The sequence below is a fragment of the Nocardioides aquaticus genome, assembly GCF_018459925.1.
GTDB lineage: Bacteria > Actinomycetota > Actinomycetes > Propionibacteriales > Nocardioidaceae > Nocardioides > Nocardioides aquaticus.
Genome location: NZ_CP075371.1, coordinates 174,798 through 199,419, shown reverse-complemented (window position 1 = coordinate 199,419; position 24,622 = coordinate 174,798). Strand labels below are relative to the sequence as shown.

Annotated in this window: 27 protein-coding genes; 13 read left to right on the top strand and 14 right to left on the bottom strand. The window is 72.8% G+C overall.

What is annotated here, in order from left to right:
• Positions 1 to 57 precede the first annotated feature (57 nt).
• Positions 58 to 1,077 carry a LacI family DNA-binding transcriptional regulator gene (locus ENKNEFLB_RS01030; protein WP_214057507.1) on the top strand — a complete coding sequence of 340 codons (1,020 nt, stop codon included), beginning with the start codon at positions 58 to 60 and terminating at the stop codon, positions 1,075 to 1,077.
• Position 1,078: 1 nt separating this feature from the next.
• On the opposite strand, the gene ENKNEFLB_RS01025 is transcribed toward ENKNEFLB_RS01030, so the two are convergent.
• The gene (locus ENKNEFLB_RS01025) at positions 1,079 to 1,483 is read right to left on the bottom strand and encodes a hypothetical protein (protein WP_214057506.1); all 405 of its coding nucleotides are present in this window, start codon (positions 1,481 to 1,483) and stop codon (positions 1,079 to 1,081) included.
• Between the two features lie 45 nt (positions 1,484 to 1,528).
• Positions 1,529 to 2,110 carry a TetR family transcriptional regulator gene (locus ENKNEFLB_RS01020; RefSeq protein WP_214057505.1) on the bottom strand — a complete coding sequence of 194 codons (582 nt, stop codon included), beginning with the start codon at positions 2,108 to 2,110 and terminating at the stop codon, positions 1,529 to 1,531.
• Positions 2,111 to 2,153: 43 nt separating this feature from the next.
• On the opposite strand from ENKNEFLB_RS01020, the gene ENKNEFLB_RS01015 reads away from it, so the two are divergent.
• Positions 2,154 to 3,131 (top strand): SDR family NAD(P)-dependent oxidoreductase, encoded by a 978-nt coding sequence (locus ENKNEFLB_RS01015; RefSeq protein ID WP_214057504.1) that lies wholly within the window; start codon positions 2,154 to 2,156, stop codon positions 3,129 to 3,131.
• Positions 3,132 to 3,173: 42 nt separating this feature from the next.
• Here the strand turns inward: ENKNEFLB_RS01015 and ENKNEFLB_RS01010 are convergent, their stop codons facing one another.
• A complete protein-coding gene (locus ENKNEFLB_RS01010; RefSeq protein ID WP_214057503.1) occupies positions 3,174 to 3,854 on the bottom strand; it encodes a dimethylsulfonioproprionate lyase family protein in 681 nt (226 codons plus the stop codon).
• Between the two features lie 152 nt (positions 3,855 to 4,006).
• Between ENKNEFLB_RS01010 and ENKNEFLB_RS01005 the strand changes: the two genes are divergently transcribed.
• The 3 genes from ENKNEFLB_RS01005 to cls all read left to right on the top strand — a co-directional run bounded on the left by ENKNEFLB_RS01005 (position 4,007) and on the right by cls (position 6,825).
• Complete coding sequence (locus tag ENKNEFLB_RS01005) at positions 4,007 to 4,429, top strand: DUF7144 family membrane protein (protein WP_214057502.1); 423 nt, start codon at positions 4,007 to 4,009, stop codon at positions 4,427 to 4,429.
• Between the two features lie 195 nt (positions 4,430 to 4,624).
• Complete coding sequence (locus ENKNEFLB_RS01000) at positions 4,625 to 5,374, top strand: YhjD/YihY/BrkB family envelope integrity protein (protein ID WP_214057501.1); 750 nt, start codon at positions 4,625 to 4,627, stop codon at positions 5,372 to 5,374.
• The gene (gene cls / locus ENKNEFLB_RS00995) at positions 5,374 to 6,825 is read left to right on the top strand and encodes a cardiolipin synthase (protein WP_214057500.1); all 1,452 of its coding nucleotides are present in this window, start codon (positions 5,374 to 5,376) and stop codon (positions 6,823 to 6,825) included. The genes ENKNEFLB_RS01000 and cls overlap by 1 nt, the downstream gene beginning before the upstream one ends.
• A gap of 3 nt (positions 6,826 to 6,828) precedes the next feature.
• On the opposite strand, the gene ENKNEFLB_RS00990 is transcribed toward cls, so the two are convergent.
• From ENKNEFLB_RS00990 to ENKNEFLB_RS00970, 5 genes are all read right to left on the bottom strand, one after another.
• Complete coding sequence (locus ENKNEFLB_RS00990; protein ID WP_214057499.1) at positions 6,829 to 7,314, bottom strand: potassium channel family protein; 486 nt, start codon at positions 7,312 to 7,314, stop codon at positions 6,829 to 6,831.
• Positions 7,311 to 8,357, bottom strand: a complete 1,047-nt coding sequence (locus ENKNEFLB_RS00985; protein WP_214057498.1) for an AI-2E family transporter — start codon at positions 8,355 to 8,357, stop codon at positions 7,311 to 7,313. Before ENKNEFLB_RS00985 ends, ENKNEFLB_RS00990 begins: the two co-directional genes overlap by 4 nt.
• Before the next feature lie 25 nt (positions 8,358 to 8,382).
• The gene (locus ENKNEFLB_RS00980) at positions 8,383 to 9,732 is read right to left on the bottom strand and encodes a chloride channel protein (protein WP_214057497.1); all 1,350 of its coding nucleotides are present in this window, start codon (positions 9,730 to 9,732) and stop codon (positions 8,383 to 8,385) included.
• A 16-nt stretch (positions 9,733 to 9,748) separates the two neighbouring features.
• Positions 9,749 to 10,063 (bottom strand): SHOCT domain-containing protein, encoded by a 315-nt coding sequence (locus ENKNEFLB_RS00975; RefSeq protein ID WP_214057496.1) that lies wholly within the window; start codon positions 10,061 to 10,063, stop codon positions 9,749 to 9,751.
• Positions 10,064 to 10,219: 156 nt separating this feature from the next.
• A complete protein-coding gene (locus ENKNEFLB_RS00970; protein ID WP_214057495.1) occupies positions 10,220 to 11,431 on the bottom strand; it encodes a cation:proton antiporter domain-containing protein in 1,212 nt (403 codons plus the stop codon).
• A gap of 182 nt (positions 11,432 to 11,613) precedes the next feature.
• On the opposite strand from ENKNEFLB_RS00970, the gene ENKNEFLB_RS00965 reads away from it, so the two are divergent.
• On the top strand, positions 11,614 to 12,069 hold the full coding sequence (locus tag ENKNEFLB_RS00965; RefSeq protein ID WP_214057494.1) for a hypothetical protein: 456 nt from the start codon (positions 11,614 to 11,616) through the stop codon (positions 12,067 to 12,069).
• 21 nt (positions 12,070 to 12,090) lie between these two features.
• Here ENKNEFLB_RS00965 and ENKNEFLB_RS00960 read toward each other — a convergent pair whose 3' ends face one another.
• The 6 genes from ENKNEFLB_RS00960 to ENKNEFLB_RS00935 form a co-directional block, all read right to left on the bottom strand.
• A complete protein-coding gene (locus ENKNEFLB_RS00960; protein ID WP_214057493.1) occupies positions 12,091 to 13,428 on the bottom strand; it encodes a LuxR C-terminal-related transcriptional regulator in 1,338 nt (445 codons plus the stop codon).
• 106 nt (positions 13,429 to 13,534) lie between these two features.
• Complete coding sequence (locus ENKNEFLB_RS00955) at positions 13,535 to 15,787, bottom strand: winged helix-turn-helix domain-containing protein (protein WP_214057492.1); 2,253 nt, start codon at positions 15,785 to 15,787, stop codon at positions 13,535 to 13,537.
• A gap of 150 nt (positions 15,788 to 15,937) precedes the next feature.
• A complete protein-coding gene (locus ENKNEFLB_RS00950; RefSeq protein WP_214057491.1) occupies positions 15,938 to 16,177 on the bottom strand; it encodes a hypothetical protein in 240 nt (79 codons plus the stop codon).
• A gap of 102 nt (positions 16,178 to 16,279) precedes the next feature.
• Positions 16,280 to 17,698: a cation:proton antiporter gene (locus tag ENKNEFLB_RS00945; RefSeq protein WP_214057490.1), complete on the bottom strand. Its 1,419-nt coding sequence runs from the start codon at positions 17,696 to 17,698 to the stop codon at positions 16,280 to 16,282.
• A gap of 208 nt (positions 17,699 to 17,906) precedes the next feature.
• On the bottom strand, positions 17,907 to 18,347 hold the full coding sequence (locus tag ENKNEFLB_RS00940) for a hypothetical protein (protein ID WP_214057489.1): 441 nt from the start codon (positions 18,345 to 18,347) through the stop codon (positions 17,907 to 17,909).
• Between the two features lie 221 nt (positions 18,348 to 18,568).
• On the bottom strand, positions 18,569 to 18,874 hold the full coding sequence (locus tag ENKNEFLB_RS00935; RefSeq protein ID WP_214057488.1) for a hypothetical protein: 306 nt from the start codon (positions 18,872 to 18,874) through the stop codon (positions 18,569 to 18,571).
• Between the two features lie 166 nt (positions 18,875 to 19,040).
• Between ENKNEFLB_RS00935 and ENKNEFLB_RS00930 the strand changes: the two genes are divergently transcribed.
• From ENKNEFLB_RS00930 to ENKNEFLB_RS00905, 7 genes are all read left to right on the top strand, one after another.
• Positions 19,041 to 19,538, top strand: a complete 498-nt coding sequence (locus tag ENKNEFLB_RS00930) for an anthrone oxygenase family protein (RefSeq protein WP_214057487.1) — start codon at positions 19,041 to 19,043, stop codon at positions 19,536 to 19,538.
• A 28-nt stretch (positions 19,539 to 19,566) separates the two neighbouring features.
• Positions 19,567 to 20,019, top strand: coding sequence for an NAD(P)-dependent oxidoreductase (locus ENKNEFLB_RS00925; protein WP_214057486.1), 453 nt, complete (start codon positions 19,567 to 19,569; stop codon positions 20,017 to 20,019).
• A 38-nt stretch (positions 20,020 to 20,057) separates the two neighbouring features.
• Positions 20,058 to 20,276: a cupin domain-containing protein gene (locus ENKNEFLB_RS22815; RefSeq protein WP_275955942.1), complete on the top strand. Its 219-nt coding sequence runs from the start codon at positions 20,058 to 20,060 to the stop codon at positions 20,274 to 20,276.
• A complete protein-coding gene (locus ENKNEFLB_RS22810; RefSeq protein WP_275955941.1) occupies positions 20,260 to 21,003 on the top strand; it encodes an AraC family transcriptional regulator in 744 nt (247 codons plus the stop codon). The genes ENKNEFLB_RS22815 and ENKNEFLB_RS22810 overlap by 17 nt, the downstream gene beginning before the upstream one ends.
• A gap of 178 nt (positions 21,004 to 21,181) precedes the next feature.
• Positions 21,182 to 22,861, top strand: a complete 1,680-nt coding sequence (locus ENKNEFLB_RS00915) for a long-chain-fatty-acid--CoA ligase (protein WP_275955940.1) — start codon at positions 21,182 to 21,184, stop codon at positions 22,859 to 22,861.
• A gap of 431 nt (positions 22,862 to 23,292) precedes the next feature.
• Entirely contained in the window at positions 23,293 to 23,559 is a 267-nt protein-coding gene (locus ENKNEFLB_RS00910) for a TetR-type transcription factor C-terminal domain-containing protein (protein WP_343899345.1), read from the top strand.
• 190 nt (positions 23,560 to 23,749) lie between these two features.
• A complete protein-coding gene (locus tag ENKNEFLB_RS00905) occupies positions 23,750 to 24,598 on the top strand; it encodes an alpha/beta hydrolase (RefSeq protein WP_214057483.1) in 849 nt (282 codons plus the stop codon).
• The last annotated feature ends 24 nt before the right edge of the window (positions 24,599 to 24,622 follow it).

The following is a 24,622-nucleotide window of genomic DNA, read 5'->3' as shown; positions in this document are numbered from 1 at the left end:
GCGTCATGCAGTTGCAACAAGTTGCCAGTTGTTGCCATCCTCTGCTTCGATCACCGCGTGACCGGGCCCTCCATCTACGACGTCGCCGAGCGGGCGGGGGTCGCGGCGTCGACGGTGTCGCGGGCCTTCGCCGATCCCGGCCGGGTCACCGACGCCACCCGGGCCCGGGTGATGACCGCCGCGGCCGAGCTGGACTACGCGCCCCGGCAGCGGCCGCGCCGGCGTACCGGACCCGCGTCGGGGCGCTCCGAGGAGCGGCCGCGCACCGTCGCGATGCTGGTCTCGGACATCACCAACCCGCACTACTTCGAGCTGATCCGCGGTGCCGAGCTGCGCGCCCGGGCCTCCGGGACCACCCTGGTGCTGGTCAACTGCGAGGAGTCGACCCAGATCGAGCTCGAACAGGTCCGGGGCCTGACCAGCACCGTCGACGGCTTCGTCATGGCGGCCAGCCGGCTGCCCGACCAGCAGCTGCGCGACCTCGCCGCCGAGCACCCGACGGTCCTCCTCAACCGGGACCTGCCCGGCACCACCAGCGTCACCCTCGACATGGCGTCGGGGTGTCGCCAGATCCTCGAGCACCTGTCGTCGCTGGGCCACCGGTCCTTCACCTACTGCGCCGGCCCGCCGAGCTCCTGGATGGGGGCGACCCGGTGGCGGATGCTCTCCGAGGGCGCCCGGCAGTACGACCTCGAGGCGCACCGGATGGGCCCGTACACCCCCACCGTGGCCAGCGGGAGCAGCGCGGCCGACGCCGCGCTCCGGGTCGGCGGGACGGCGGTGGTGGCCCACAACGACCTGCTCGCGATCGGCATCATGCGGCGACTGTCCGACCGCGGCCTCGACGTGCCGGGGGACGTCAGCGTCGTCGGGTTCGACAACATCTTCGCCGCGACCCTGGTCCAGCCGTCACTGACGACGCTGGGCGGTCCGATCAGCGACGCCGGCCGGCGCGCCGTCGAGCTGCTCATGTCGGCGCTGGACGCGCGACGCCGCGGTGCCCAGCCCCCCGCCGAGCAGGTCGCGATGCCCGTGGAGCTCGTCGTGCGCGACTCGACGGGGCCGGCCCCGTCGTGACCTACCAGGCGCGGACCCGGAGCCCGGCCCGCTCGATCAGCCGCTCGACCCGTTCCCGCTCCAGGTCGCGCCCCGCGCCCTCCGGGGTGGAGCGGAGGCGGTGCTCCAGGGCCAGGGCCTCGCACGCCACGACGAGCACGTCGTCGTAGGCGGCCACCCAGCCCCGCATCCTCGCCACCGGCATGCCGGGCGACGCCTGCCTGATCTGTCCCCCGATCCGACGGATGTCGGCCGCGACCTCTTCGATCGGGGGGCCGGGCGGAGGCGGCGGCGAGGGTTCCGCCACGTGCAGCGCCCGGCCCGCCCTGACGGCGAGGTCGCGGTAGCGACGCAGGTCGGCGAGCACCCACCACACCACCAGGACAGCGGCGATCACGCTCACCTTGACCACCAGGTCCACGTCCACCCCTCGATGATCCGCCGGTTCCCGGCGCCGGACAAGGAGGACCGGTCAGCGGTGGTCGGGCACCAGCGCGCGAGCCACCGCCTCGCGCAGGGCCTTGCGCCGGCGGGCGTGGTCGGCCTCGTCGTCGCCGGGGGCCGCGGTGACGGTGCCGCTGAGCGGCGACCAGGACCCGGCGATGCCGATCACCATCGCGTAGACGTCCCCGGGCGCGATCCCGTCGACCACCAGGCCGTCGCGCTGGGCCTGCTCGAGGGCGGCACGCTTGGGCTCGGTGAGCGCGCCGTGGCCGGCCAGCAGGTCACCGGCCGGCACCCGCTCGAGCCGGTTCCAGCCGACGAGCCGGATGATCTCGGGATCGGTGAGGTAGCTGTCGTAGAGCGCGACGGCGTAGCCGGGGAGGTCGTGCGCCGTGAACGGGACCGCGTTCACGATCCGTTCGAGCTGGGCGGCGAAGACGGCGTCGAAGAGGCCGTCCTTCGACCCGTGCCACGCGTACATCTGCTGCTTGTTGACCTCGGCCGCGGCAGCGATGCGGTCGACGCGCGCGCCCGCCAAGCCGTGAGCCGCGAACTCCACGGTCGCGGCCGCGAGCAGCCGCCGCCGGCTCGCGTACCCGTCCCTCGCCACGTCGTCACCCTAAACCCAACCATCTAGTTGGCATGTTCCGGGCATGACCTCCTCCCCGCCGATCAGCAGCCCGTACGACGACACCACGACCGCCCTCGAGGTCGTCGCGGGCCTCGACCTCACCGGACGACGCGCCCTGGTCACCGGGGCCGCGTCCGGCATCGGGGTCGAGACCGCCCGCGCCCTGGCGCACGCCGGGGCGCAGGTCACCCTGGCCGTGCGCGACACCACCGCCGGCGACCGCGCGGCCTCCGACATCGCCGGCACCAGCGGTCGCGACGACGTCGCCGTCGTCCGGCTCGACCTCGCCGACCTCGCCTCGGTCGACGCGGTGACGGCGGCCTGGGCCGGTCCCCTCGACGTGCTCGTCAACAACGCCGGCGTGATGGACACCCCGTACGGCACCACCGCCCAGGGCTGGGAGACCCAGCTCGGCACCAACCACCTGGGGCACGTCGCGCTCGCCACCGGGCTGCACGCCGCTCTCGCCTCCGCCGACCGGGCACGGATCGTCTCGGTCTCCTCCAGCGGCCACGCCGCGTCGCCGGTCGTCTTCGACGACCTCTTCTTCGAGCGTCGTGCGTACGACCCCGGCCTGGCCTACGGCCAGTCCAAGACCGCCAACTCGCTTTTCGCCGTCGAGGCGACCCGCCGGTGGGCCGCCGACGGCATCACCGCCAACGCCCTGATGCCCGGCGGCATCTGGACGCCCCTGCAGCGCCACTGGAGCCCGGAGAAGCGGGCCGCGGCCGAGGCGCAGTCGCGTAAGGCCGAGGCGGCTGGTCTGTTCCGGATGAAGACGCCCGAGCAGGGCGCGGCCACCTCGGTCTTCCTGGCGACCTCACCGCTGGTCGAGGGCATCGGCGGCCGCTACTTCGAGGACTGTCGCGAGGCCGCCGTCGTCGACAAGCTCGACGGCATCCACGGCGTCCTGCCCCACGCGCTCGACCCTGACGACGCCCGCCGTCTCTGGGACGTCTCCGAGGACCTGCTGGCGGCCGCTCGCCAGGCCTCGCGCTGACGGCGCGCGAGGGGCGACACGGGGTGACGAGCACGAGGGATCTCAGGGCGCCTCGGCCGGTGAGTCCCCCCGGGTCCAGGTGGCCGGCACCGTGACCGCCCCTGTCCAGAGGTAGAGGGCCAGGAGCGGGCGTGCGTCGGTGATCATGGCGTGGGGCTGCCAGGGGCGGTGGTGCAACGCCGTCCCGACCGTCGCGACCTCGAACGGGGCGCCGGCTCCGTGGGACCAGCGCGCCTCGGTCAAGGGCAGGTAGACCTCGTCGGCAGGGTGGGCATGGTGCGGGTAGACGACCCCGGGGGCCAGCAGCAGCAGGCCCATCGCCGCGGCCGCCGGGGTGGGGCCCTGTCCCCCGTCGGTCGGGCCGAGGAACGTGGCGTGGGCGTACCCGTCGAGGAAGTTCCCATGGGGCGGGTCCTGGCGGTAGGCCTCGGTCTGCACCCATGACACGGAGCCCGCGACCGCCGCCAACGCTTCACCGTCGTCGTGGTCCAGTCCCTCACGCGCCAGCGCGACGGCCTCCTCCAGGTGCGCCAGGACCGGGAGCCCGCCGGGGTCCGCCGACGGCGCCGACCCGGTCACGTCCTGTGGATCCAGGCTGTCGAGCGCCGCGAGCTGGTCAGCGGCACCGGCACCGCGCAGACGGCCCCGCAGCAGCGCGGCCAGGGCGAGACGAGGCGCAGCTCCGGCATCCGAGCCGGACAGGTCCCGCGAGCCGGACGTCATCCGGTCAGGCTAGCCCCGGGGCACCGGCGACGGCCTCCACCCGGGGTGACCCGTCACGGCGCTCGGGGACTCCTCCGCGACGGGTGATCTTCCGGCCCGGACAGGCTCCTAGCGTGAGGCTGCCAGCAGCCTCGTCACACGGAGGGACACCGATGACCACCACCGGCCCGCGCCAGACGCGCGACGGATCTGCGGGAACCGCGTACGGCGTCTCCGTCTTCGCCGGCGTCCTCCTCGCGACCCTGGGCTCGTTCCAGGTCTTGCAGGGCGTCGCCGCCGTCCTCGAGGACGACATCTTCGTCACCGGCCTCGCCTACACCTACGAGATCGACCTGACCACCTGGGGCTGGGTCACCATGCTCCTCGGAGCCGTCGGCCTGGCCGTCGGCATCGGCATCCTCAAGGGTCAGTCCTGGGCCGCCTCGGCGGGCATCGGGTTCGCGGTCCTCTCGGCCGTGGGCCAGTTCGCGTTCATGCCGTACTACCCGTTCTGGGCGGCGCTCATCATCGCCCTGGACGTCCTGGTGATCTGGGCGCTGGCACAGCAGATCGCCCCAGCCCGGGGCGCGGCCTGAGAACACCAGGGAGCCGGGAGCGCAGCAGGGCGGGGCCGCACGCAGATGGGGGACCGGGTGTCACACCAGGACGACCGGCCACCACCTCGCCGCGACGCGGGGACCGCGCCCGTGCCCTCGCTGTGGGCGACCCGGTGTGCGACCTGGGTGCTCCGGCTCGAGCGTCACCGGGCCACCAGCCTCCTCGTCAGGTGCGTGCGCACGTTCCAGCTCATCGAGGGCCGGGACCGGGTGCTGATGCTCGCCGGCCAGGGCTTCATCGCGCTCGTGCCGCTGCTCGTGGTCATCGCCTCGCTCACCGGCGCCTCAGGTGCCGACGGGGTCGGGGAAGGCCTCGTCGAGCGATGGGGCCTCACCGGCAGTGCCGCCGCAGCCGTCACCTCCCTGTTCGCCTACCCCCCGGGTGCCACCGGCGGGGTGACCCTGTTCAGCGCCGGTCTGCTGCTGTTCTCCCTCAACGGTTTCGCCCGGTCGGTGGAGCGCACCTTCCAGGGCGCGTGGGGCCTGCGCCGGACGGGGTTCCGCGGGAAGGTCGACAGGACCGCCGGGCTCGCCGTCCTGCTCGGGGCCGGCTTCGCCGCCGGCTGGGTCGGGCAGCGGCTCGACACGGTGCCGGCCGGCCTGGTCCTGGGGCTCGCGGCCCAGGCGGCCGCGGTCGTCGGCGGGTGGGTCCTGGGCACCTCCCTGATGCTGTCGCGGCGCGTCCCCACCCGGTCCCTCCTGGGCGGGGCGGTGCCGAGCACCGTGCTCCAGCTCGTCGTCGGCTGGGGCACGGCGCTGTACGTGCCCGAGCTCGTCGCCCGGAACGCCGAGCGGTACGGCGTCGTCGGCGTGGCCCTGGCGCTGGTGACGTGGTTGCTCGCCGTCGCCTCGGTCATCGTCGGTGCCGCCGTCGTCGGTGCGGTGCTCGGGACGTCTGCCCACCCGGCAGCGAGGAGGTCGTAGTGGACACCGTCCTCGTCGTGGTCGCTGCCGCGCTGGTCGTCACGGACCATCTCGTCAAGGTCCTCGCGCTCGGCGTGCTGCCCGGCAACCGCAAGCCCTCCTCGGCGATGGCCTGGCTCATCCTGATCCTGGTCATCCCGCTCGCCGGGTTCGTCGTCTTCCTGTTCCTCGGCCGTACCGACGTCGGTGGGGCACGGCTGGCCCGGCAGCGGGAGGCCGACGAGGCGATCAGGTCGGCCACCGACCGGCTCGCACCAGCCGACGTCACGGGGCCGCCGTACCTCGACTCGATCGCCGCGCTCGGGCGCAACCTCGGGTCGCTGCCGCTCCAGGACGGGAACCACGTGGAGCTGATCGCCGGCTACCGGGAGGCGATCGCGGCGATGACGCAGGCGGTGGGCACCGCGGCCTCCTCGGTGGAGGTGGAGTTCTACATCGCCGCCTGGGACGACGTGACCGGCCCGTTCTTCGAGGCGCTCGTGGCCGCCGCGGAGCGCGGCGTGACGGTCCGCCTGCTCCTCGACCACATCGGCTCGCGCAGCATCCCGGGCCACCGGGAGCTGATCGCCCGCTTGGAGGGCCTGCCGATCCAGTTCCACCAGATGCTGCCCGTGCGCCCGTTGAAGGGGCAGTTCCAGCGCCCGGACCTGCGCAACCACCGCAAGATCGTCGTCGTCGACGGCCGCGTGGCCTTCATGGGCTCGCAGAACCTCGTCGAGCCCGGGTACAACAAGCCGAGGAACCACCAGCACGGCCGCGAGTACGTCGACCTCGTGGCCCGGATCGAGGGCCCGACGGTGAACGCGCTGCGCGCGGTGTTCGCCAAGGACTGGTACATCGAGTCCCACGAGCGCACCGGCGACGACATCCGGCCCGAGACCGCCCCGCCGCACCAGGACGGGGTGGCCGGCCAGGTCGTCCCGAGCGGTCCCGGCTACGCCACCGAGAACAACCTCCGGCTGTTCACGGCACTGATCTACTCGGCGCAGTCCCGCGTCTCCCTGACCAGCCCCTACTTCGTGCCCGACGAGCCGCTTCTCTACGCCGTGACCACCGCCGCCCGCCGCGGGGTGGCGGTCGAGCTCTTCGTCAGCGAGTGGGGCGACCAGTTCATGGTGTCGCACGCGCAGTGCTCCTACTACCAGGCGCTGCTGGAGGCCGGGGTACGGATCCACCTCTACCCGCCGCCCTGGATCCTGCACTCCAAGCACTTCTCGATCGACGACGACGTCGCGGTCATCGGCTCGAGCAACATGGACATGCGCTCCTTCGCCCTGAACTACGAGGTGTCGCTCCTGCTGACCGGCGGCGACGTCGTCGCCCGCTTCCGGGCGGTCGAGGACGGGTACCGCGCCATGACGCGGGAGCTCACCCTGGACGAGTGGCAGCAGCGGTCCCGCGGCCAGCGCTACCTGGACAACACCATGCGCCTCACGGCGGCGCTGCAGTAGCGCTCAGGCGTCCGGCCGTCCGGCCCGCGACCGGTCCCTCACCAGGGACGCGACCACCACGACGTTGAAGACGATGAGCCCGCACACCAGGCCCCGGGCCAGCTGTCCCTCGGCGTGCACGTCGCCGTAGCCCACGGTGGTCATGGTGCTGAGGGTGAAGTAGAGCGCGTCGGTGCGGGTTTCCAGTCCGACGATCTGAGCAGGGGCCAGCAGGTCGACGAGGTAGAAGGTCAACGAGAACGTCATGACCAGCAGCACCAGCAGCAGGGTCAGCGCGCCCGTGGCCCGACCGGCCGCCCCGGAGCGCAGCTGAAGCAGCTCCAGCACCATCACCCGGCCCACCAGTCCGACGCCGGCGGCCGTGAGCAGCAGGCTCAGCGCGACTGCGGCGGTCGAGTCGTTCCAGTCGACCGGGAAGGCGAAGTAGGCCACCAGCAGACCCGCGGACCCGAGTCCGGGGCGCGACCAGGCGACACCACCGGTCCTCATGGCGTGGCGGCAGGAGCCTGGTCGGACGGCTGCCCGCTGATCAACGGCAGCTTCCAGTGCCCCTCGGGATCGGCGTCGACGAGGACGGCGCGGACGAGGAGGCTCATCGGCACCGCGAGGAGAGCGCCCAGCGGGCCGAGGACCCAGGCCCAGAACACCAGGGACAGGAACGTGAGCGTGGTGGACAGGCCCACCGCGCTCCCGACGTAGCGCGGCTGGATGATCGACTGGATCACGAGGTTGACCACGGAGTACAGGACGACCACCCAGAGCATCAGGCTCGGGCCGCCCTCGAGGAGCCCGATCAGGGCGGGCGGCACCACCCCGATCACGAAGCCGATGTTCGGGATGAAGTTGGTGACGAACGCCAGCACGCCCCACACGAACGCCCCCGGCACGCCGATCGCCCAGAGCATGGCGGTGTCGATCACGGCGACGATGAGCCCGAAGACGGCCGAGACACCCAGGTAGCTGCGGGTACCCCGGGCGAACGTCGCCAGCGCGTCGACGAGCTCGGGCCGGTGCACCCGGGCCCGGTCCGCCAGCCACGACACGCGGGCCGCGTCGAAGGCCAGGAAGAGCAGCAGCGTGACGATGAAGAAGAGGTCGGAGAGGACGGCCGCGATCCCCGCCATGAACGAGGTCGCCACGTCCAGCACCCTGCCCACGTCCAGCGACCCGGCGGCGGCGGCGACCTCGGTGGGGGCGACGCCCGCGGACGACAACCGACCCGTCACGTCGGCCACGAGGTCGTCCAGGTCTGCGGCGTAGGCCGGGACGAGGGCGGCGAGCCGCCCCACCGACACGACGAGGGCGAGGGTCAGGGCGAGGATGAGGAGGTAGGCCAGCAGCAGCAGGACGACCGAGGCGGCCCACGTCGGCATCCGGCGCTCGAGCCTGGCCCGGAGCGGGTGGAACACGATGGTGAGGGCCACGGCCAGCACCACGGGTCCGACGATGTCGCTGGCCGACCGCAGCCCGGCGACCACGATCACGACGCACGCCCCGCTCACGAGGAGGCTGTTGGTGCGGGTCTGGCTCATGGCGTGCTCCTCGGCAGACCGGTGCTCACGACGGTGCCCCTCCGGGCTGGTGGTGGTGCCCCGGCCGGAGCGGGGCGAGACGGCGCCTGCTCGACAGCATCTCCTCGACGACCAGCGCGACGACGACCGCCAGGATCACGACCGGCATCAGGCTCGTCGCCGCGTCACCGAGCAGCAGCACCACCAGCACCACGCTGGTCACCGGGAGCCCGGTCACGGCCATCCCGGCGGCCATGCCGATGGCCAGGGCCGGCAGCAGCGCGAGACCCGGGAGGGACCCCGCGGCGAGCACGCCGACGGCGGCGCCCAGGACGAGGGCCGGGAAGACCGGTCCGCCGCGGAAGGTGCCGAGACACGCGGCGTACGCCACGGCCTTGCAGACCAGGAGCGCCACGAGGGCCCCGGTCGACCAGCCGGGATCGCTGACCAGGGCGGGCAGGGTGGCCTGGCCCGACAGCGCCACCTCACCCGGAGAACGGTCGGTGATCAGCGCGTAGGCGCACGCGGCGGTCCCGGCGAGCAGGCCGGCACCGATCGTGGCGGCGGTGGTGTGGACCTCGGCAAGGCGGGCGCCGGCTCGCCCCGCGGAGTAGACGAGCCAGGTCCCGACGGCCACGGCACCCGCCAGCGGCACGGCCCAGACGACGTCGGCCGGCACGAGCCGAGTGGGGGCGAGGCCGGGAAGGGCGAGCGCACCGACCTCGAACCCGGTCCACCGCCCGAGCCCGGTGAAGAGCAGCGCTCCCACGCCGCTGGAGAACAGGCAGGGGAGCACCACGAGCATCAGCTGTCGGCGGGCGAGGCCGAGGACCTCGAGGAAGATCACGGCCGCGACGAGGGGGTTGCCGAAGATAGCGGAGATGGCCGCGGCGGACCCGGCGGCGGCGACGATCGTCGACGTGGTGGGGTCCGCCCCGATCGGGGTCCGGCGCACGGCGAGCAGCGCCAGCCCGCTGCCGATGGCGATCAGCGGTGCCTCGGGACCGACGACCGCTCCCCCCACGAGACTGGCGGCGGCCGCCAGGACCACCCCCGGCAGGTGCGCCGGCGCGGTGGCCCCGGCCCCGAGCCCGGCGACCGGGACGTGCCCCCCGCGACCCGGCAGGTGGGTCACGGCCAGCGCGACCAGCACGCCCGCCGCACCGATGGTGACGACTGGCCACCACGGCGGGGGAACTGCGTGACCCAGGCTGCTGGGGAGGTCGTGCCACACCACGTGCTCCAGCTCGTGCACGACGACCAGGAACCCGAACGCGACCAGGGAGAGCGGGACGCCGAGCAGCCCGGACGTGAGCAGGAGGGTGACGTAGCCCCGACTGTGCAGCCCGGCCGCCTCCTCCCCCTGCCCGATCCCGGTCACCGAGGTGGCGGGCACGACCCGGGCCGGGGTGTCACGTCAGCACCTTGACCTTGGCCTGCTCGTACTCGGTGGGGGTGATGACGCCCCCGTCACGCAGCTCGGCCAGCTCCCTCAGCTCGTCGGACACGCTGGTGCCGCCACCGGCGGCGTCCTGGATCAGGGCGCGCACCCGGGCCTGCTGGTCGAGGCCGGCCTGGCGGGTGCGCTCGTTCATCGAGTTGCCGCGGGCGAAGATGTAGCTGAGCGCACCCAGCCACGGCAGCAGGACGATGAACGCCGTCCAGGCGGCCTTGGCCCCGCCGTTGAGCTCACGGTCGCGGAAGATGTCGCTCAGGATGGCGATCATCATCCAGATCCACGTCACAGCAGCGTGAACCAGAACATCGAGACGATGACGTCCCACAATCCGAAGCCCTCCATGGGCGCTTCCTCCTTGGCACTCGGGACGGGACGCACGTCGCTCGTCTGCTCGTCAGCGTGTCGAGCAGGGGGGTCGGCGTACTCACCCGTCCAGGGTGATTCGGCGCCGCGCCCAGGCGCCGTACGACGTCGCGAGCGGCGGCGCGGACAGGCCGTGGGCCACGACGCTGACGACGACCGTGGCCGAGATCGTGGCGACGACCAGCTCGGCGCCCGGTCGCCCGGCCAGGGCGTCGTTCGCGAGCAGGGCGAAGACCACGGACGGCAGGCCACGGGGACCGAACCACCCGACGAACAGCAGGGTCGGGACCCGCAGCCCGGATCGGGTGAGGCTGAGGGCCACCGGCACCATCCGCAGCACGGTGAGGCACAGCACCGCCACGACGAGCGTGCGCCACTGGACCAGGGCGGCGAGGTACGTGGAGACCGCCAGGCCGAACAGCATCCACGCGGCCGCCGCCAGGAGCGCCGAGGTGAGGCGGGTGAGCTCGAGGTCCTCGGTGGCCCCGGCGCGTGAGGAGTGGGTCGCGGCGTAGGTGGTCCCGGCCATGAAGGCCGCCATGAACCCGTTGCCCCCCACGGCGTCGGCTCCGTAGTAGCTCAGCAGCGGCACCACGAGGACGGCCAGGGGGACGAGGTCGTCCTCGGCCCAGCGCCGGCGACGTGCGGTGTGCAGCAACCTGCCCGCGGTGGACCCGGTCGCCGACCCGAGGGCCACGCCCACGGCGACCGCGAGGACGGCACGGAGAACGCCGTGGCCGTCGCCTGCCCCGCCGGCCGTCCCGGCAGCGGCGGCGATGGCGAAGAGCACCACCGGGGTGGCGATCCCGTCGTTGAGCCCGCTCTCGAGGGTGAGCAGGCGCCGCACCCGCGCCGGCACGACCGGGTCCAGCACGGCCGCCGCGGCGAGCGCCGCGTCGGTGGGGGCCAGCGCCGCGGCGAGGACCACGACCAGCCAGACGTCGAGGTCCGGGAACACCGCCCTCACGACCACGAAGGTGGCCACCACGGAGACGGGCAGGGCGAGGAGGAGGAGCCGGGCGGTGAGCCGCGAGTCGGACCGGAGGTCGCGCGGGCGCAGCTCGGCGGCGCCGTGGAAGAGCAGCAGCGCCAGCGTCGCCTCGGCGACGACCGCGATCAGCGTCGCGTCGAGCTGCTGCAGCGCCGTGCCACCGAGGACGAACCCCGCCACCATGAAGACCATCGGTGCCGACACGTACGCCCGGCCGGCCCGGGCCGAGAGGGCGACGAAGACGATGACGACCAGCGCGAACACCGCCATGCTCGCCGCCATGGCGCCGTCCTCTCCGCATCGTCGGGCGTGGCGGCACGGTGCGGGGCCGTGTCGGGGTCAGACCTCGTCGAGCGACTCGTCCTCGACCGGTGCTGGGGGACCAGCATCCGGAGCGCGGCACCGGCGGACTTCACCCGCGGAGGGTGACGCCGGGGACGGGCCGACGGCCGGACCGTGGGTCGATGGACGACCGCAGCGCCACCCCGCACCGTGCGTCCACCTACGAGGTGCTGCTGGCCAGGGTCCCGCCGGAGGACCTGCAGGCGAGGTTCCCGACCGCGTCGGTCCGCACGGTCGGCCCGCGGACGTCGTTGCGGCGGAGCCTCAGCACGCCCTCGCAGCTGGACCGGCTGCTGGACGAGCTGTCGTCCCTGGGTCTCTCCCTGGTCGAGGTGCACCGGTTGCCGGGTGCGACGGACGACGTCCAGGTCTACGTGGTGGACGTGGACGGGGAGGTCGGTGCGCCCGTCCTGCACCACCTGGGGTGGCCCCACCGCGTGGTGCCCGCGCAGGCACGCGTGAGGCTGGCCGCCACCTCCGGCGAGATGCACCGGTTCCTCCGGGCCTGCACCGACTGCGGCGTGGCCATCGAGCGCGTGCACGTGGTCGGTGCCGCCGTGCTCGACCGGTCGGCCTGACCCGGCGACGAGCGCCGCCGGTCAGCAGAGGCCGAGCTGGCGGCCGCGGCGCACGGCCTCCGCGCGGCGGTTGACGCACAGCTTGGCGAAGATCCCCTTGAGGTGGGTCTTCACGGTGTTGGCCGAGACGTACAGCGCGACGGCGATCTCCTCGGTGGAGTACATCTGCGCCAGCAGGTCGAGCACCTCCAGCTCACGCTCGGTCAGGCTGGCGCCGAGGATGCCGGTGGGCGTCTGCCGGACCACGGGGACCGGGGGCGCGGTCCGTCTCGCCTCCAGGTCCCGCAGCCTGGGCAGGAGATCGCGGTACGTGCGCAGCAGCACCGGGTCCTCGTTGACCAGCTGGCGCACCCCGGGCCACTGCCGCCGCAGCGGCGACAGCGCGTCCTCGGCGGCGGCCGCCTGGAGCGCGCGGGCGAGCAGCTGGCCGGTCCGCTCACGATGCCCGCGGTGGGCGCTGGCCCGGGCCTCCAGCAGCCAGGCCCGGACCTGGACGGTGAGCGGGGCACCATCGAGGTCCCCCGTCGCCGCGGCCAGCACGGCCACAGCCCCGCGGGTGTCGCCCGTCGCGAGGTGGGCGTCGGCGGCCACGACGGCGGCCTCGGGGAAGGCGCTCGGCGGCAGCGGTGTGAGCACCGCCAGCGCCCGCCGGGGCTCACCTCCCGCTAGGAGCGCGTCGGCCCGCGCCACGGCCAGCACGCCGTGCCGCCATGCGGGCTCCGGCTCGGCAACGGCGATCTCGTCGGTGAGCAGGCGGACCGCCGCGTGAGGGCGACCGGTGGCGACGAGCAGCCGCGCCTCCAGGAGGGCCCGGGCTGTGTCCCACCATGGCTCGACCTGTCGGGTCGGGCCGTGCCCCACCAGGTCGAGCTGCGCCGCGCACCGGGCGTCCTCGGCGCGCTCGAGGTGGACCCATGCCATGGCCAGCGCGGCGTACCGGTCGGCGGCGGGGACCCCCGGGGCGCCGGCAGCCGTGAGGGCGGTCCTGGCGTGGTCCGCAGCGCGAGCGAGGTCGCCCCGGTACGCCTCGACCAGGGCCAGGTGGCCGAGGACCTCCTGCTGGTCGGTGATGTCCGCCGGTCCCAGGCCGGCCCGGGTGAACGACCGGGCGGCCTGCGCATGCAGACCGTTCGCGGCCTGGAGCAGGCCGAGGGCGTCGTCGAGCATCGAGCTCCGGCCTGCTTGCCGGCCCCGCCCGGCACGGGTCACCGCGGCGCGAGCCGCCTCCTGGGCTCCTGACGCCGACACGAGCTCGGCCGGCCCCAGGCTGCCGTCGCGACGGATCTCGACCACCGCCCAGCCGCGTCGCTCCCCGGCGCGGGCGTCGTCGAGCTGTGCTGAGGCTGTCGGAGGTGTCATGGCCATCCCTGGGGTGCGGGGTCGTCGACCCATCCACCTGCGCGCGCGGGTGAGTGCGCGTCACCCGCGCCGACATCTCACCCGGGTGAGCGGCCCGCACGCGAGGTCAGAGCAGGCCCGCCCGGCGCCCGGCCACGACGGCGTCGGTCCTGGTGTGCACCTCGAGCTTGCGGTAGACCGCGCGGGTATGGGTCTTCACGGTGTTGGCGGACAGGTACAGCGCGTCGCCGATCTCGTGCAGGCTCAGGCTGCCCTGCAGGAGGCGGAGGATGTCGACCTCCCGCGCGGTGAGCTCCTCGGGAAGGACGGCGGGGGCGTCGTCGTGCACCAGGCGGCGGACGGCGTCGACGCGCGCACGCACGGCACCCATGCCCACGGTGTAACGCTCGAGCCGGGAGTCCAGGTCCCCCAGGAGGTCACGGGCCAGCTCGGTCCGTCCGGCCCGGGCGGCGACGCCCGCATGCACCACCAGGTGGTGGATCATTCCCCACGGACCGTGGGCGGAGGTCTCGCGGCGCAGGACGAGACCGCGGTCGAGGGTGACGAGCGCGCGGTCGACGAAACCCGCCCCGGCGTAGGCCAGGCCCAGGGCGGTGAACGCCAGAGAGGCCTGCGGCATCGCGCCCAGGCCGTTCGCCTCCAGCAGCTCCATCGCGGTCTCGGCCGAGGCACGCGCCCGCGCCGCGTGACCCTGCTCGTCCTCGACCAACGACCCGGTGGCCAGCGCGAGCGCCCGTACGACCACCGGCCCGCGGTCGTTGCGCCACGCGTTCGACAGGGGCACCACGGCCCGGTCCAGGTCGCCGGCCACGTACGCCGCGTGGCCGAGGGTGACCTGGGCCAGCGCGTAGAAGGGGGAGTGCCGGTCCGTCTCGAGCGCGACCGCGGCCTCCGCACCCCGCATCATCGGCAGCGGCCCGCCGTAGCCGAACAGGCCGTCGATCATGGCGACGGCCGACTCGACCGACCGGGCGCCGTCCGGGAGCGGGCCGTAGGACCCGAAGGCACGCAGCGCCTCGAGCCGCGCCCCCAGCTCGGCCTCGTCGCCGATCAGGGCGGCGACCCAGGCGGCGGTGACGCTCGCGGCGGGGTCGGTGGCCTCGGTGGGCGGGCCGACGGCCTCCAGCCACCCCAGGACGGTGGCGATCCGCCCGGCGTCCACGAACTGCAGCCAGTGAGCCTGCACGAGCGTCGAGGCCGTCTCGACCTGGCCCGCCGCGAGGGAGTGCCGCACCCCCTCGTCGACGTTGCCGCGCGCGACGAACCACTCGGCGGCGCGGGCGTGCAGGAGCCGGACGTGTTCGGGGCGTCGGAGCCCCAGCTCGCTGCGGGCGACGGCAGCGAACAGGTGGTGGAAGCGGAACCAGCGCCCGTCCTCGTCCAGCGGGACCAGGAAGAGATTGGTGCGCTCGAGCTCGTGCAGGAGGCCGGCCGACCCGTCAGAGCCGGCCACGTGATCGCAGAGCGGGGCGCAGAAGCGGTCCAGGATCGACATGGTGGTGATGAACTCGCGCAGGTGGTCGGGGTGACGGCTGAGCACCTCCTCGGTCAGGTAGTCGCCGATGTAGCGGTGACCGCCGCTGAAGTCCCTCACGAACGCGTCGGGGTCGGGACGACCCGCGAGGGAGAGCAGCGCCAGGTAGAGGCCGGCCGGCCACCCCTCGGTGCGGGTGAGCAGCAGCCGCATCGCGTCGGCGCCGAGCTCCACCTGCTCCTGGGCAAGGAGCGCGCCCGCCTCCTCCGGAGTGAAACCCAGGGCGTCGGCGCGGATCTCCAGCAACCCACCCGAGGCCCGGAGGCGCCCGAGCCGCAGCCCCGGGTCGGCACGGGTCAGCAGCACCAGGTGCGCCTGCGGGGGCAGGTGCTCGATCAGCATCTCGACCTGGGCGTGGCAGGCGGCGCTGCGGACGAAGTGGAAGTCGTCGAGCACCACCACGATGTCGTGGTCGAGGCCGGCCAACGCGCTGGTGATGACCGAGAGCATCGAGCCCGGCGCCGTGGCCTCGTCCGTGACCCGGTGGGCTGGGCGCCTCGACTCCACGTGGCACCCCGCTCGCCCGAGCGCGGCGGCGACGTGCGACCAGAACCGGTTCGCGTCGTTGTCACCCGGGTCCAGGGAGACCCACGCAGCGCACGGACGCGCCTGCTCCAGCCACTGCGCCACCATGATGGTCTTCCCGTACCCGGCCGGAGCAGCGACCAGGGTGACCGGGTGCTCGCACGCCGAGCGCATCCGCGCGAGGAGGCGCTGGCGGCAGAGCCAGTGGGGGCGTGGCGACGGCCAGTGCAGCTTGGCCTCGAGGAAGGAGTCGACCGTCGTGACGGGCGCACCGGGGCCGGGACCCTCGCGGTGGGTCATGGTGCGCTCACCCCCTGTTGGTGCCTCCCGGTTCCGGGAACGGCCCGGCGAGCACCGGCCCACGTGGGGCAACGCAGGTGGTGGTGGTCCGACCTCGCGGTCCTCGGCGCCGGCGCTGGACCGGCGATGTCCTCCGCCAGGACTGGGACGCTACTCCGGGGCGCCCTCGCCGTCCACGGACCCGTCATCGGGCCACCTGCGGACGTCGACCAGCACGAAGCCCTCGCGACGCAGGGCGTCCAGCACGCCGTGCAGCTCGGCCTCGTCCGCGAGGTCGGCGCGGATGGTCGTCCCGGCGACGTCGAGCGCGACCGTCACCCCCTCGAAGTCCTCCAGGACGGCAGAGGGGACCTCACCGGCTGCATGGATCTCGTAGGCGGCTCTCGACATCGGGGTCTCGTTTCCTGACGCGGCGTTGACCCCGCCACCATGCCCGGGCCCGGGAGCCGACGAGTCACCCACCGCGGGTGGCGTGGGGCAGGAGGGGGCGACCTAGTGCAGCTGCTCGACCGTGGAGGCGGTCTCGCCCACCGACTGGAGGGCCGAGCGGAGGAAGAACGGGCCGATCGCCTCGTTCAGCACCACGGTGCCGATGACCACGGTCGCCAGGGTCTCGCCGAACCCCGGGTACGTCTCGGCGACGGTCGCAGCGAGCGCCAGCGCGATGCCGGCCTGCGGGACGAAAGCCTTCCAGGCCACCCGGCGTACCTGCTCGTCCGAGCCCACCACGCCCATCGCCGCCCTGGAGCCGACCCAGAGACCGCTGCCGCGGACGATCCACAGCAGTGCTGCCGGGACGGCCGCCGCGAGCAGCGCGTCCAGGTGCAGCCCCAGGCCGGTCAGGGTGAAGAAGACCACGTAGACCGGTGGGGCCAGCCTGTCGAGGAGCTCTGCGAACGCCGTCCCGTGGGCGGTGTTCGCCACCACGACCCCGGCGATCATCGCGACCAGCAACGACTCGACCTCCGCGTGCACGTCGAGCCGGACCTCGGCCCACTGCACCGCGAGGACGGCGAGCACGACGCTGCTCGCCGCGGCCGCCACGATCCACGCCGACGCACTGCGGACGCCGCCGGCCCGTCGGACGACCAGCAGGAGGACCGCCCCCACCACCAGGCCGGCCGCGAGCGACAGCAGGAGGCCGACCGCCACCCCGGTCACCAGGGTGCCCACCCCGACCGACTCGCCGAGCAGGGCGTTGGCGGCGGTGAGCGCGACGGAGAAGCCGACGACGACCACCACGTCCATCACCACCGTGGTGCCCAGGACGAAGCGGGTGAAGGGCCCGGATGCCCGGGACTCGGAAATGACGGCGATGGCCTCCGGCGGTGACAGGGCCAGCATGATGGTGCCGGTCAGGATGGCGGCCGCCACCGTCACCGACAGGTCCTCGTCCCGGAGGACGACCGCGACCACAATCGTGGCCAGCAGCGGCACGGCGATGCTCATGCCGACGACCTGGGCACCGATCTGGCGGATCTGGGGTCGGATCGTCGGCCACACCAGATGGCTCCCTGCGACGAACCCGATGACGCCCAGCGCCACCGCGGAGACGCCGGGGAAGGCGACGTCGGCCGCGTCGCGGGCCATCGAGATCACCAGCCCGGCCAGCGCTCCGACCGCGAGGTAGACGGGTAGGCGGGGGACGTGACGCCTGGCCGCCAGCTCGCCCGCCAGGTACGCCACCGCGCAGATCGCCGCCAGGACCACGATGCGACCGATGTCCACGTGCGCCTCCAGACCACGACCGGGCGGGCACCCGGCTCGTCCAGCCAGCATGCGCACGATCCCGTGCGCGGTCGGATCACCCGGCTCGGGGGAACCGCCTGACCGGTTCGTCGCTCCCTGGGCGCCGTAGCGCTCGAGCTCGCGGCGCCCGATCCGCAGCTCGCGGGCGTGCACCTCGGACACACGGGTCTCGAGACGCTCGCTGCGCTCGCTCCTCGACCACCGGGGGCCCTGGTCGATCGTGGGTCGTCCTCGACCCCTTGTCCTGGGCAGGCGCGCCCGGTCGGCCGGAGTCGCTCGAGGGGTCTCCCGGGGGGTTCTTGAGCCGGAGCGGGACGCCGCCAGGGGTGGCTGGAGTCCCCTCCCTGACGTCACCCCGGCCGAGTCGTCCTCAGCCGCCCACGCGCTCCAGGCAGTCGTCCCGCTCCGCGTCGGCCGACTCGGAGTAGTCGCCGAACCAGATCTCCTCACACTGCTCCGGCGTGGTCGCCGAGGAGTAGTCGGACGGCTCGGTCTCGTCGACCTCACCGAAGTCCTCGAACGCGCTGACGGCGCTGGACGCGGCGGCCGCGACACCGCCCAGGCCGAGCACGGCCGGCGTCACCACCAGCGCCAGCAGCAGCGCGACGACGGCGCCACCGATGTCGTGGCGCCGGTTGATCCTGTCCCCGGCAGCGGGCAGGACGTACGCCAGCAGCACGACCGCGTAGAGCACGACGGCGACGTAGAAGGGCCACATCGCGCCGACCGCGTACGCGATCGCGCTGAGCACGACGGCGACTGCGAGGACGCCGTAGGCGACAGGAACCAGGTGCTGGTCGAAGCGGCGCATGACAAGAGGTCCTCCGAGACTCGAGCGGGCGGCGACGGCTGCCGCCCCGGCGCAGACCCTAGGGCGAGCACCCGGTCCAGGTCAGCGGGACGCCGCGGCGCCTCACGTGTCGTGAGGAAGGGAAAGAACCGGGCCGTGGTGGCCGGAGTGCCCCTCTACGTCCCCACCGACGCACGCCACGAGGTGACGAGTACCGACCCGGCTCTGCGCTGGACTGTGCCTTACGAGCTGAGGTACTTGTAACGCATGCGCCAGACCCCGTTGGTCATCTCGTAGGTCAGTGATGCGGTGCGGCCGCCGAAGGCCCGGTAGTCCCGCGTCATCCACCCGCCACCTTGGGACACGACGCGACCGACGGTGTCGAACAAGCGGTCGACGCGGTTGATCGCCCAGCCGGTGCGGGCCTTCCCGAACTCCACCCGGCTCACGTACCCCGGGGTGTCGGCTGACGCCGGCGCGACGGGGGCAGCTGCGAGCAGGCCGAGCGTCAGGAGGGCGGCGGCCACGGCGCCGGCGATGGTCTTCATCGAGCGAACGTACTCCCGGCAGACGCGTGAGTGGAGCTTGCTGCAGATCCCGAGGAGGCCGTGCCTATTCGGCGACGTCCTGGGCAGCGATCGCACGAGCGTCTGCCGTATGCCCCCGAGTCGTACGACCATGGCCGGGCTCCGCCCGCGGCGGTCGAATGGGCCCATGACCCAGACCACCGCGCTCGGCGTCGCCGCCACGATGGGCGCCACCCTCACCACCGCCATGGTCGCCGGCCTGCTCTTCTCCTTCGCGCACTCGGTGATGCCCGGCCTCGGCACCCTGGACGACCACGATATTCTCACCGCCTTCCACCGGATCGACGCGGCCATCTCCAACCCGTGGATGATGGCGACCTTCCTCGGCAGCCCGGTGCTGACCCTCGCGGCACTGCTCCTCAACCTGCCTGACCGGAGTCAGGCCCTGCCGTGGTTGGTCGCCGCCCTGGTGCTGACCGCGGCCACGGTGGTCGTCACCGGTGCGATCCACCTGCCACTGAACGCCGCGATCGATGACGCCGCACCGGCGTTCCTCGACGCCGACCTCCGCTCTCGGTTCCAGGACCGCTGGGTGCGCTGGAACGTCCTGCGCACCGTGACCTCGACCGGTGCGCTCACCGCCCTCTCCTGGGCCCTCTTCGTCTCCGGCCGGTCGGCCGGTTGATCCCCGACCCACCCACGGAGGATGACTCGTGAACATCACTGTCTTCGGCGCCACCGGCGCCATCGGGAGTCTCGTCGTGGAGCAGGCGCTCGCCGACGGGCACCAGGTCACCGCCTTCACCCGCGACACCTCGCGGGTCACCGCACGGCACGACCGGCTAGAGATCGTCGCGGGCGACGTCACCGACCCGGGCGCCTGCCTGCCGACCGCACGAGGCGCCGACGCGGTCGTGGTGGCGCTCCGGGCGGCCTACGCCGACCACGGACGACAGGAGCACGTCGTGGAGGAGAGCGACCTCGACTGGACGATCGTGCGGCCGTCCGCCTTCACCGACCGGAGCCCGGGGCCGTTCCGACACGGTTTCGACGGCTCGGCGCAGGGCATGCTGCTCAAGATCGGGCGCTCCGACGTGGCCGCCTTCCTGCTCGCGCAGGTCCAGGACGGGACCTACCTGGGCCGCACCGTGTCCGTCTCCGCGTGACGGGCGATGCGCCCGCCGAGAGGGCTAGCCTCCTCGGTGTGGACCTGCTCGAGGCTTTGCTGGACGGTCCCAGAGCGCGAGGCGCGTTCCTGCTCCGTGCGCAGCTGGACCCCCCGTGGTCGCTGCGGGTCGAGGACGAGGCGCCCCTGACCGTGCTGGCGGTGCTGCGGGGCGAGGCCTGGCTCTGCCCGGACGGCCGAGCACCTCTGCGGATGGCCGAGGGCCAGGTCGCGATCGTCCGTGGGCCTGACCACTAACACGGTCGCGGACACCCCGACCACCCCGCCGCACGTCGTCATCCACCCGGGGGGCGGCTGCACCAGCGCGGAGGACGGCCGGGTCGTCAGCGACGAGTGGTCGCTCGGGGTCCGGACCTGGGGAGACGACCCCGGGCGCGGCTGCACCCTGCTCGTCGGTACCTACGAGGGCCGGGGCGAGGCCAGCCAACCGCTCCTCTCCGCGCTCCCGGGGGTGGTCCTGCTCAGCCAGGCCGAGGCCGCGACCCCCGTGCTCGCGGTCCTGACGGCGGAGATGGCGGTCGAGGCCCCCGGGCAGCGCGCGCTCCTCGACCGGCTGCTCGACGTGCTCCTCATCGCGACCCTGCGGACGTGGTTCGCCGGACGCCGCGAGGAGGCCCCCGGATGGTTCCGCGCCCAGCACGACCCCGTCGTCGGCCGGGCGCTGTCGCTGCTCCACCACGACGTGGCCCACCCCTGGACGGTCGAGGAGCTGGCCGAGAGGGTGGGGGTGTCCAGGGCCGCGCTCGGTCGCGGGTTCACCGCGCTTCTCGGGAGCCCGCCGATGGCCTACCTCACGTCCTGGCGGTTGGCGCTCGCCGCGGACCTGCTGGTCTCCTCCGACGCCACCGTCGCCTCCGTCGCGCGCAGGGTGGGTTACAGCACCCCGTTCTCCTTCAGCACGGCCTTCAAGCGGGTGCACGGCACGAGCCCGCAGCAGTACCGCCGCGGACAGGCCAGCGCGTAGCGGCCGACGACGGCCGGTCAGCGCGGTCGAGCCCAGTGAGGCCACGTCGGCACGTCTCATGGCCGGGCTGGGGTCACCTGGTCGCGCTGCGCGTCCGGTCCCTGCGATGCGACCTGCTCGGACCGATACGTTGGGACTCGTCGCGACGTCCGTCCAGCGACAGAACACGAGGAACGCCGTGCCGGCTCAGCAGCCCCTGTGGGCAGACTCCTACGCCCCTGGGGTGCCCCTGCACCTTGACTACGGCGACACCACCGTCCTCGGTCTGTGGGAGAGCGCGACGCAGCGGTATCCCGACCGGCCGGCGCTGGACTTCCTGGGCCGCGTCTCGACCTACGCCGAGGTCGCCGACGAGATCCGGCACGTCGCGGGCGGTTTGCACGCGCTCGGCGTGCGTGCCGGCGACAACGTGGCCCTCGTCATGCCGAACTGTCCGCAGAACGTGATCGCCTTCTTCGCGGTGCTGCGGCTGGGTGCCACCGTGGTCGAGCACAACCCGCTCTACACGGCAGCGGAGCTGCGTCACCCGTTCGTCGACCACGGTGCCCGGGTCGCGATCGTGTGGGACAAGGTGGTGCCGGTCATCGAGGAGCTCAAGACCGGGTCCTCGCTCGAGCACGTCGTCGCCGTCGACATGACCACCCGGCTTCCGTGGAAGAAGCGGCTCGCGCTGCGTCTGCCGGTCGCGAAGGCACGCGCGGCCCGGGACCAGCTGACCTCCCCGGCCCCCCAGGTCATGCAGTGGGCCGACCTGGTCTCCTCAGCGCCGCTCGACGACTCGCATCCCCGTCCGGGCAAGGACGACATCGCGCTGCTGCTCTACACCTCTGGCACGACCGGCGTGCCGAAAGGGGTGCCGCTCCTCCATCGCAACCTCGTCGCCAACGTCGTCCAGGGTCGTGCCTGGGTGCCGGGCCTGGAGGAGGGCAAGGAGTCCTTCCTGGTGGCGCTGCCGTTGTTCCACGCCTACGGCGTGACGGTGAGCGTGCTGCTGGGCGTGGCCCTCGCCGCCAAGCTGGTCCTGCTCCCGAAACCCGACATCGGCCTGATCATGGAAGCCGTCGCGCGGGAGGTCCCGAGCTTCGTGCCAGCAGTGCCGACCCTCTACCAGCGCATCGTCGACGAGGCGGAGCGTCGGAAGGTCTCGATCAAGGGCATCCGGTACGCCCTGTCGGGCGCGATGCCGCTGCCCGGCGACCTCGTCGAGAAGTGGGAGGCCGCCACGGGCGGGCTGCTCGTCGAGGGGTACGGCCTGACGGAGACGTCGCCGGTGATCGTCGGCAACCCGATGACCAAGGCGCGGCGGCCCGGCGCGATCGGCGTACCTTTCCCGGACGTGGAGATCCGCATCGCGGACCGCGAGGACCTCGATCGCGACGTCCCCCTCGGTGAAGGCGGTGAGCTGCTGGTCCGAGGGCCGCAGGTCTTCTCCGGCTACCGTGGCCTGCCGGAGGAGACGGCGTCCGCCTTCCACGACGGCTGGTTCCGTACCGGGGACGTGGTGACCATGTCGCCCGACGGGTTCCTGGTGATCGTGGACCGGGTCAAGGAGATCATCATCACCGGCGGGTTCAACGTCTATCCCTCGGAGGTGGAGGCCGCGCTCCGCACACACCCCGCGGTCGTGGACGTGGCGGTGGTCGGACTCCCGCACCAAGACGGTGGGGAACAAGTGGTTGCTGCGGTCGTGTCCGTCGGGGGTGTTGCTGTCCTGCCGGATGAGCTGCGGGCACACACGCGCCGAGCGCTGACGGCCTACAAGGTTCCGCGTCGGATCGTCTTCGTGGACGACCTGCCGATCAACCCCATGGGCAAGGTCCTGCGCCGAGAGGTGGCGGCCCGGATCCGAGAGTCCTGAACGTCGTCTGCGGCGGGCGAGCTCGACCGGCGCATCAGTGATGACGTGAAGTCGGGGACTGCTTCAGGTCAGGGCCCGGTCAGCAGGGTGGGCCTGTAGGGATCCGAACCCCCGAACCTTCTGATCCGTAGCGAGGGTCCGGGGCGTCTGCGGCCGTCCCGGCACACCTACGGACGACAGCGACTTTCATAACAAAGTACCAGGTCAGAGGGCTGTGCGGGCACTCCGCTTGGGACGACTCGCCCAGTCGGCCTGAGTCGCTCAAGGGCTCTCCTGGAGGGGTTTTTGAGCCGTTTTTGAGCCGGAGCCGAACGCCACCACGAGCGACTGCAGGCCGCGGTGAGCCGCTTCTCTCGATGCTGCCGCAACGCGTGTTCTTGCAAGAGAAGATGGCTCACGTGGCCCCCAAGCGCCAGGCGTGAGCCAGCGAGATGCGTCGCGTGAACCGGCAGCACGAGGCCGCAGTGACGGACATGACCACGCAGGGCATCGACGAGGGCTCCTTCGAGGCGATGGGCGAGCCGTGGCTGCTCGCATACGGATTGATGGGCATGGTCAGCTGGACGCACCGATGGTTCAACCCGCAGACGTCGACCGTTAATGCGCAGACCATCGGCCAGACCTGCGCCGACGTCCTGCTTGGTGGGCTCGCGACGGGGACGATCCCGGCGACCGGTGACGCCCCCGGTCGCGGTTGACCAAGAGCGCACGCGGCGTCAACATGTGGGTTGACATGACTCCGCATCCCCTCCGTCGCGACGTTCAGGTCCTCGTCGACTGCTTTGCGGCACTCGGGTCCAACCCCACGAACGGCTTGGCGTGCTGGCTGCCCGTGGCGCGATGGAACAAGTCCGCCGCTCTCAAGGTGCGCGAGTCCCTCTCGACACGGTGCGCGACATCCTGGTGCCGGGGGCGGACGGACAGCTCCCGGCCCGCGTCTATGACCCCGCGCGCAGGGATGACCTTCCTCTCCTCGTCTACGTCCACGGTGGAGGATGGACGCTCGGCAGCGTGCAGGCCGCTGACGGACCGTGCTGCAGGCTCGCGGAGACCGCCAAGTGTCGCGTTGTCTCCGTGGAGTACCGGCTCGCCCCGGAATCACCCTTCCCGGCCGCGGTCGAAGATTGCGCTGCTGCGATCGGCGCCATCCTTGACGATCCCAGCATCGTCGATAGACCCTCGTCCATGGTCGTGACGATGGGCGACAGCGCTGGAGGGAACCTCGTGCCGGCCACGGCCCTCCAGCGCCGCGACGACGGCTCCACCCAGCCCCACTCGCTGATGCTCGTCTACCCCTGCATGACCTCTCCCCACGAGAACCGACTGGCCTCGATGCGCGAGAACGCCGACGCTCCGATGCTGAGCGCGACCACGATGGCTTGGTACTGGGACACCTACCTCGACGGTCGCGCCTCTGACGCGCGAGTCGATCTGCGGCAGGCTGCTTCCTTCTCGGGGCTGCCTCGGACCCTCGTCGTCGCTGCAGACCTAAACCCCTTGCGCAATGAGGCCCTTCTGGTGGCGGAGAATATGGAGCGCGCCGAGGTGGATACCGCCGTCTCGCTCTACCCAGGCGCGGTGCACGGCTTCTGGCTGCTGGACGGCATCCTCGAGCAGACCGTCGAGCTAGATCATGAGATCGCCGACTTCATCGCGTCCGCCGCGGCGCCTGCCCCGGAACAGATCGCACTCGACATCTCGCGAGACGTGCCGCCACTCGGTCAGCCCGAGCGGTGAGTCACCGGCGGCGCCGCGTACCTC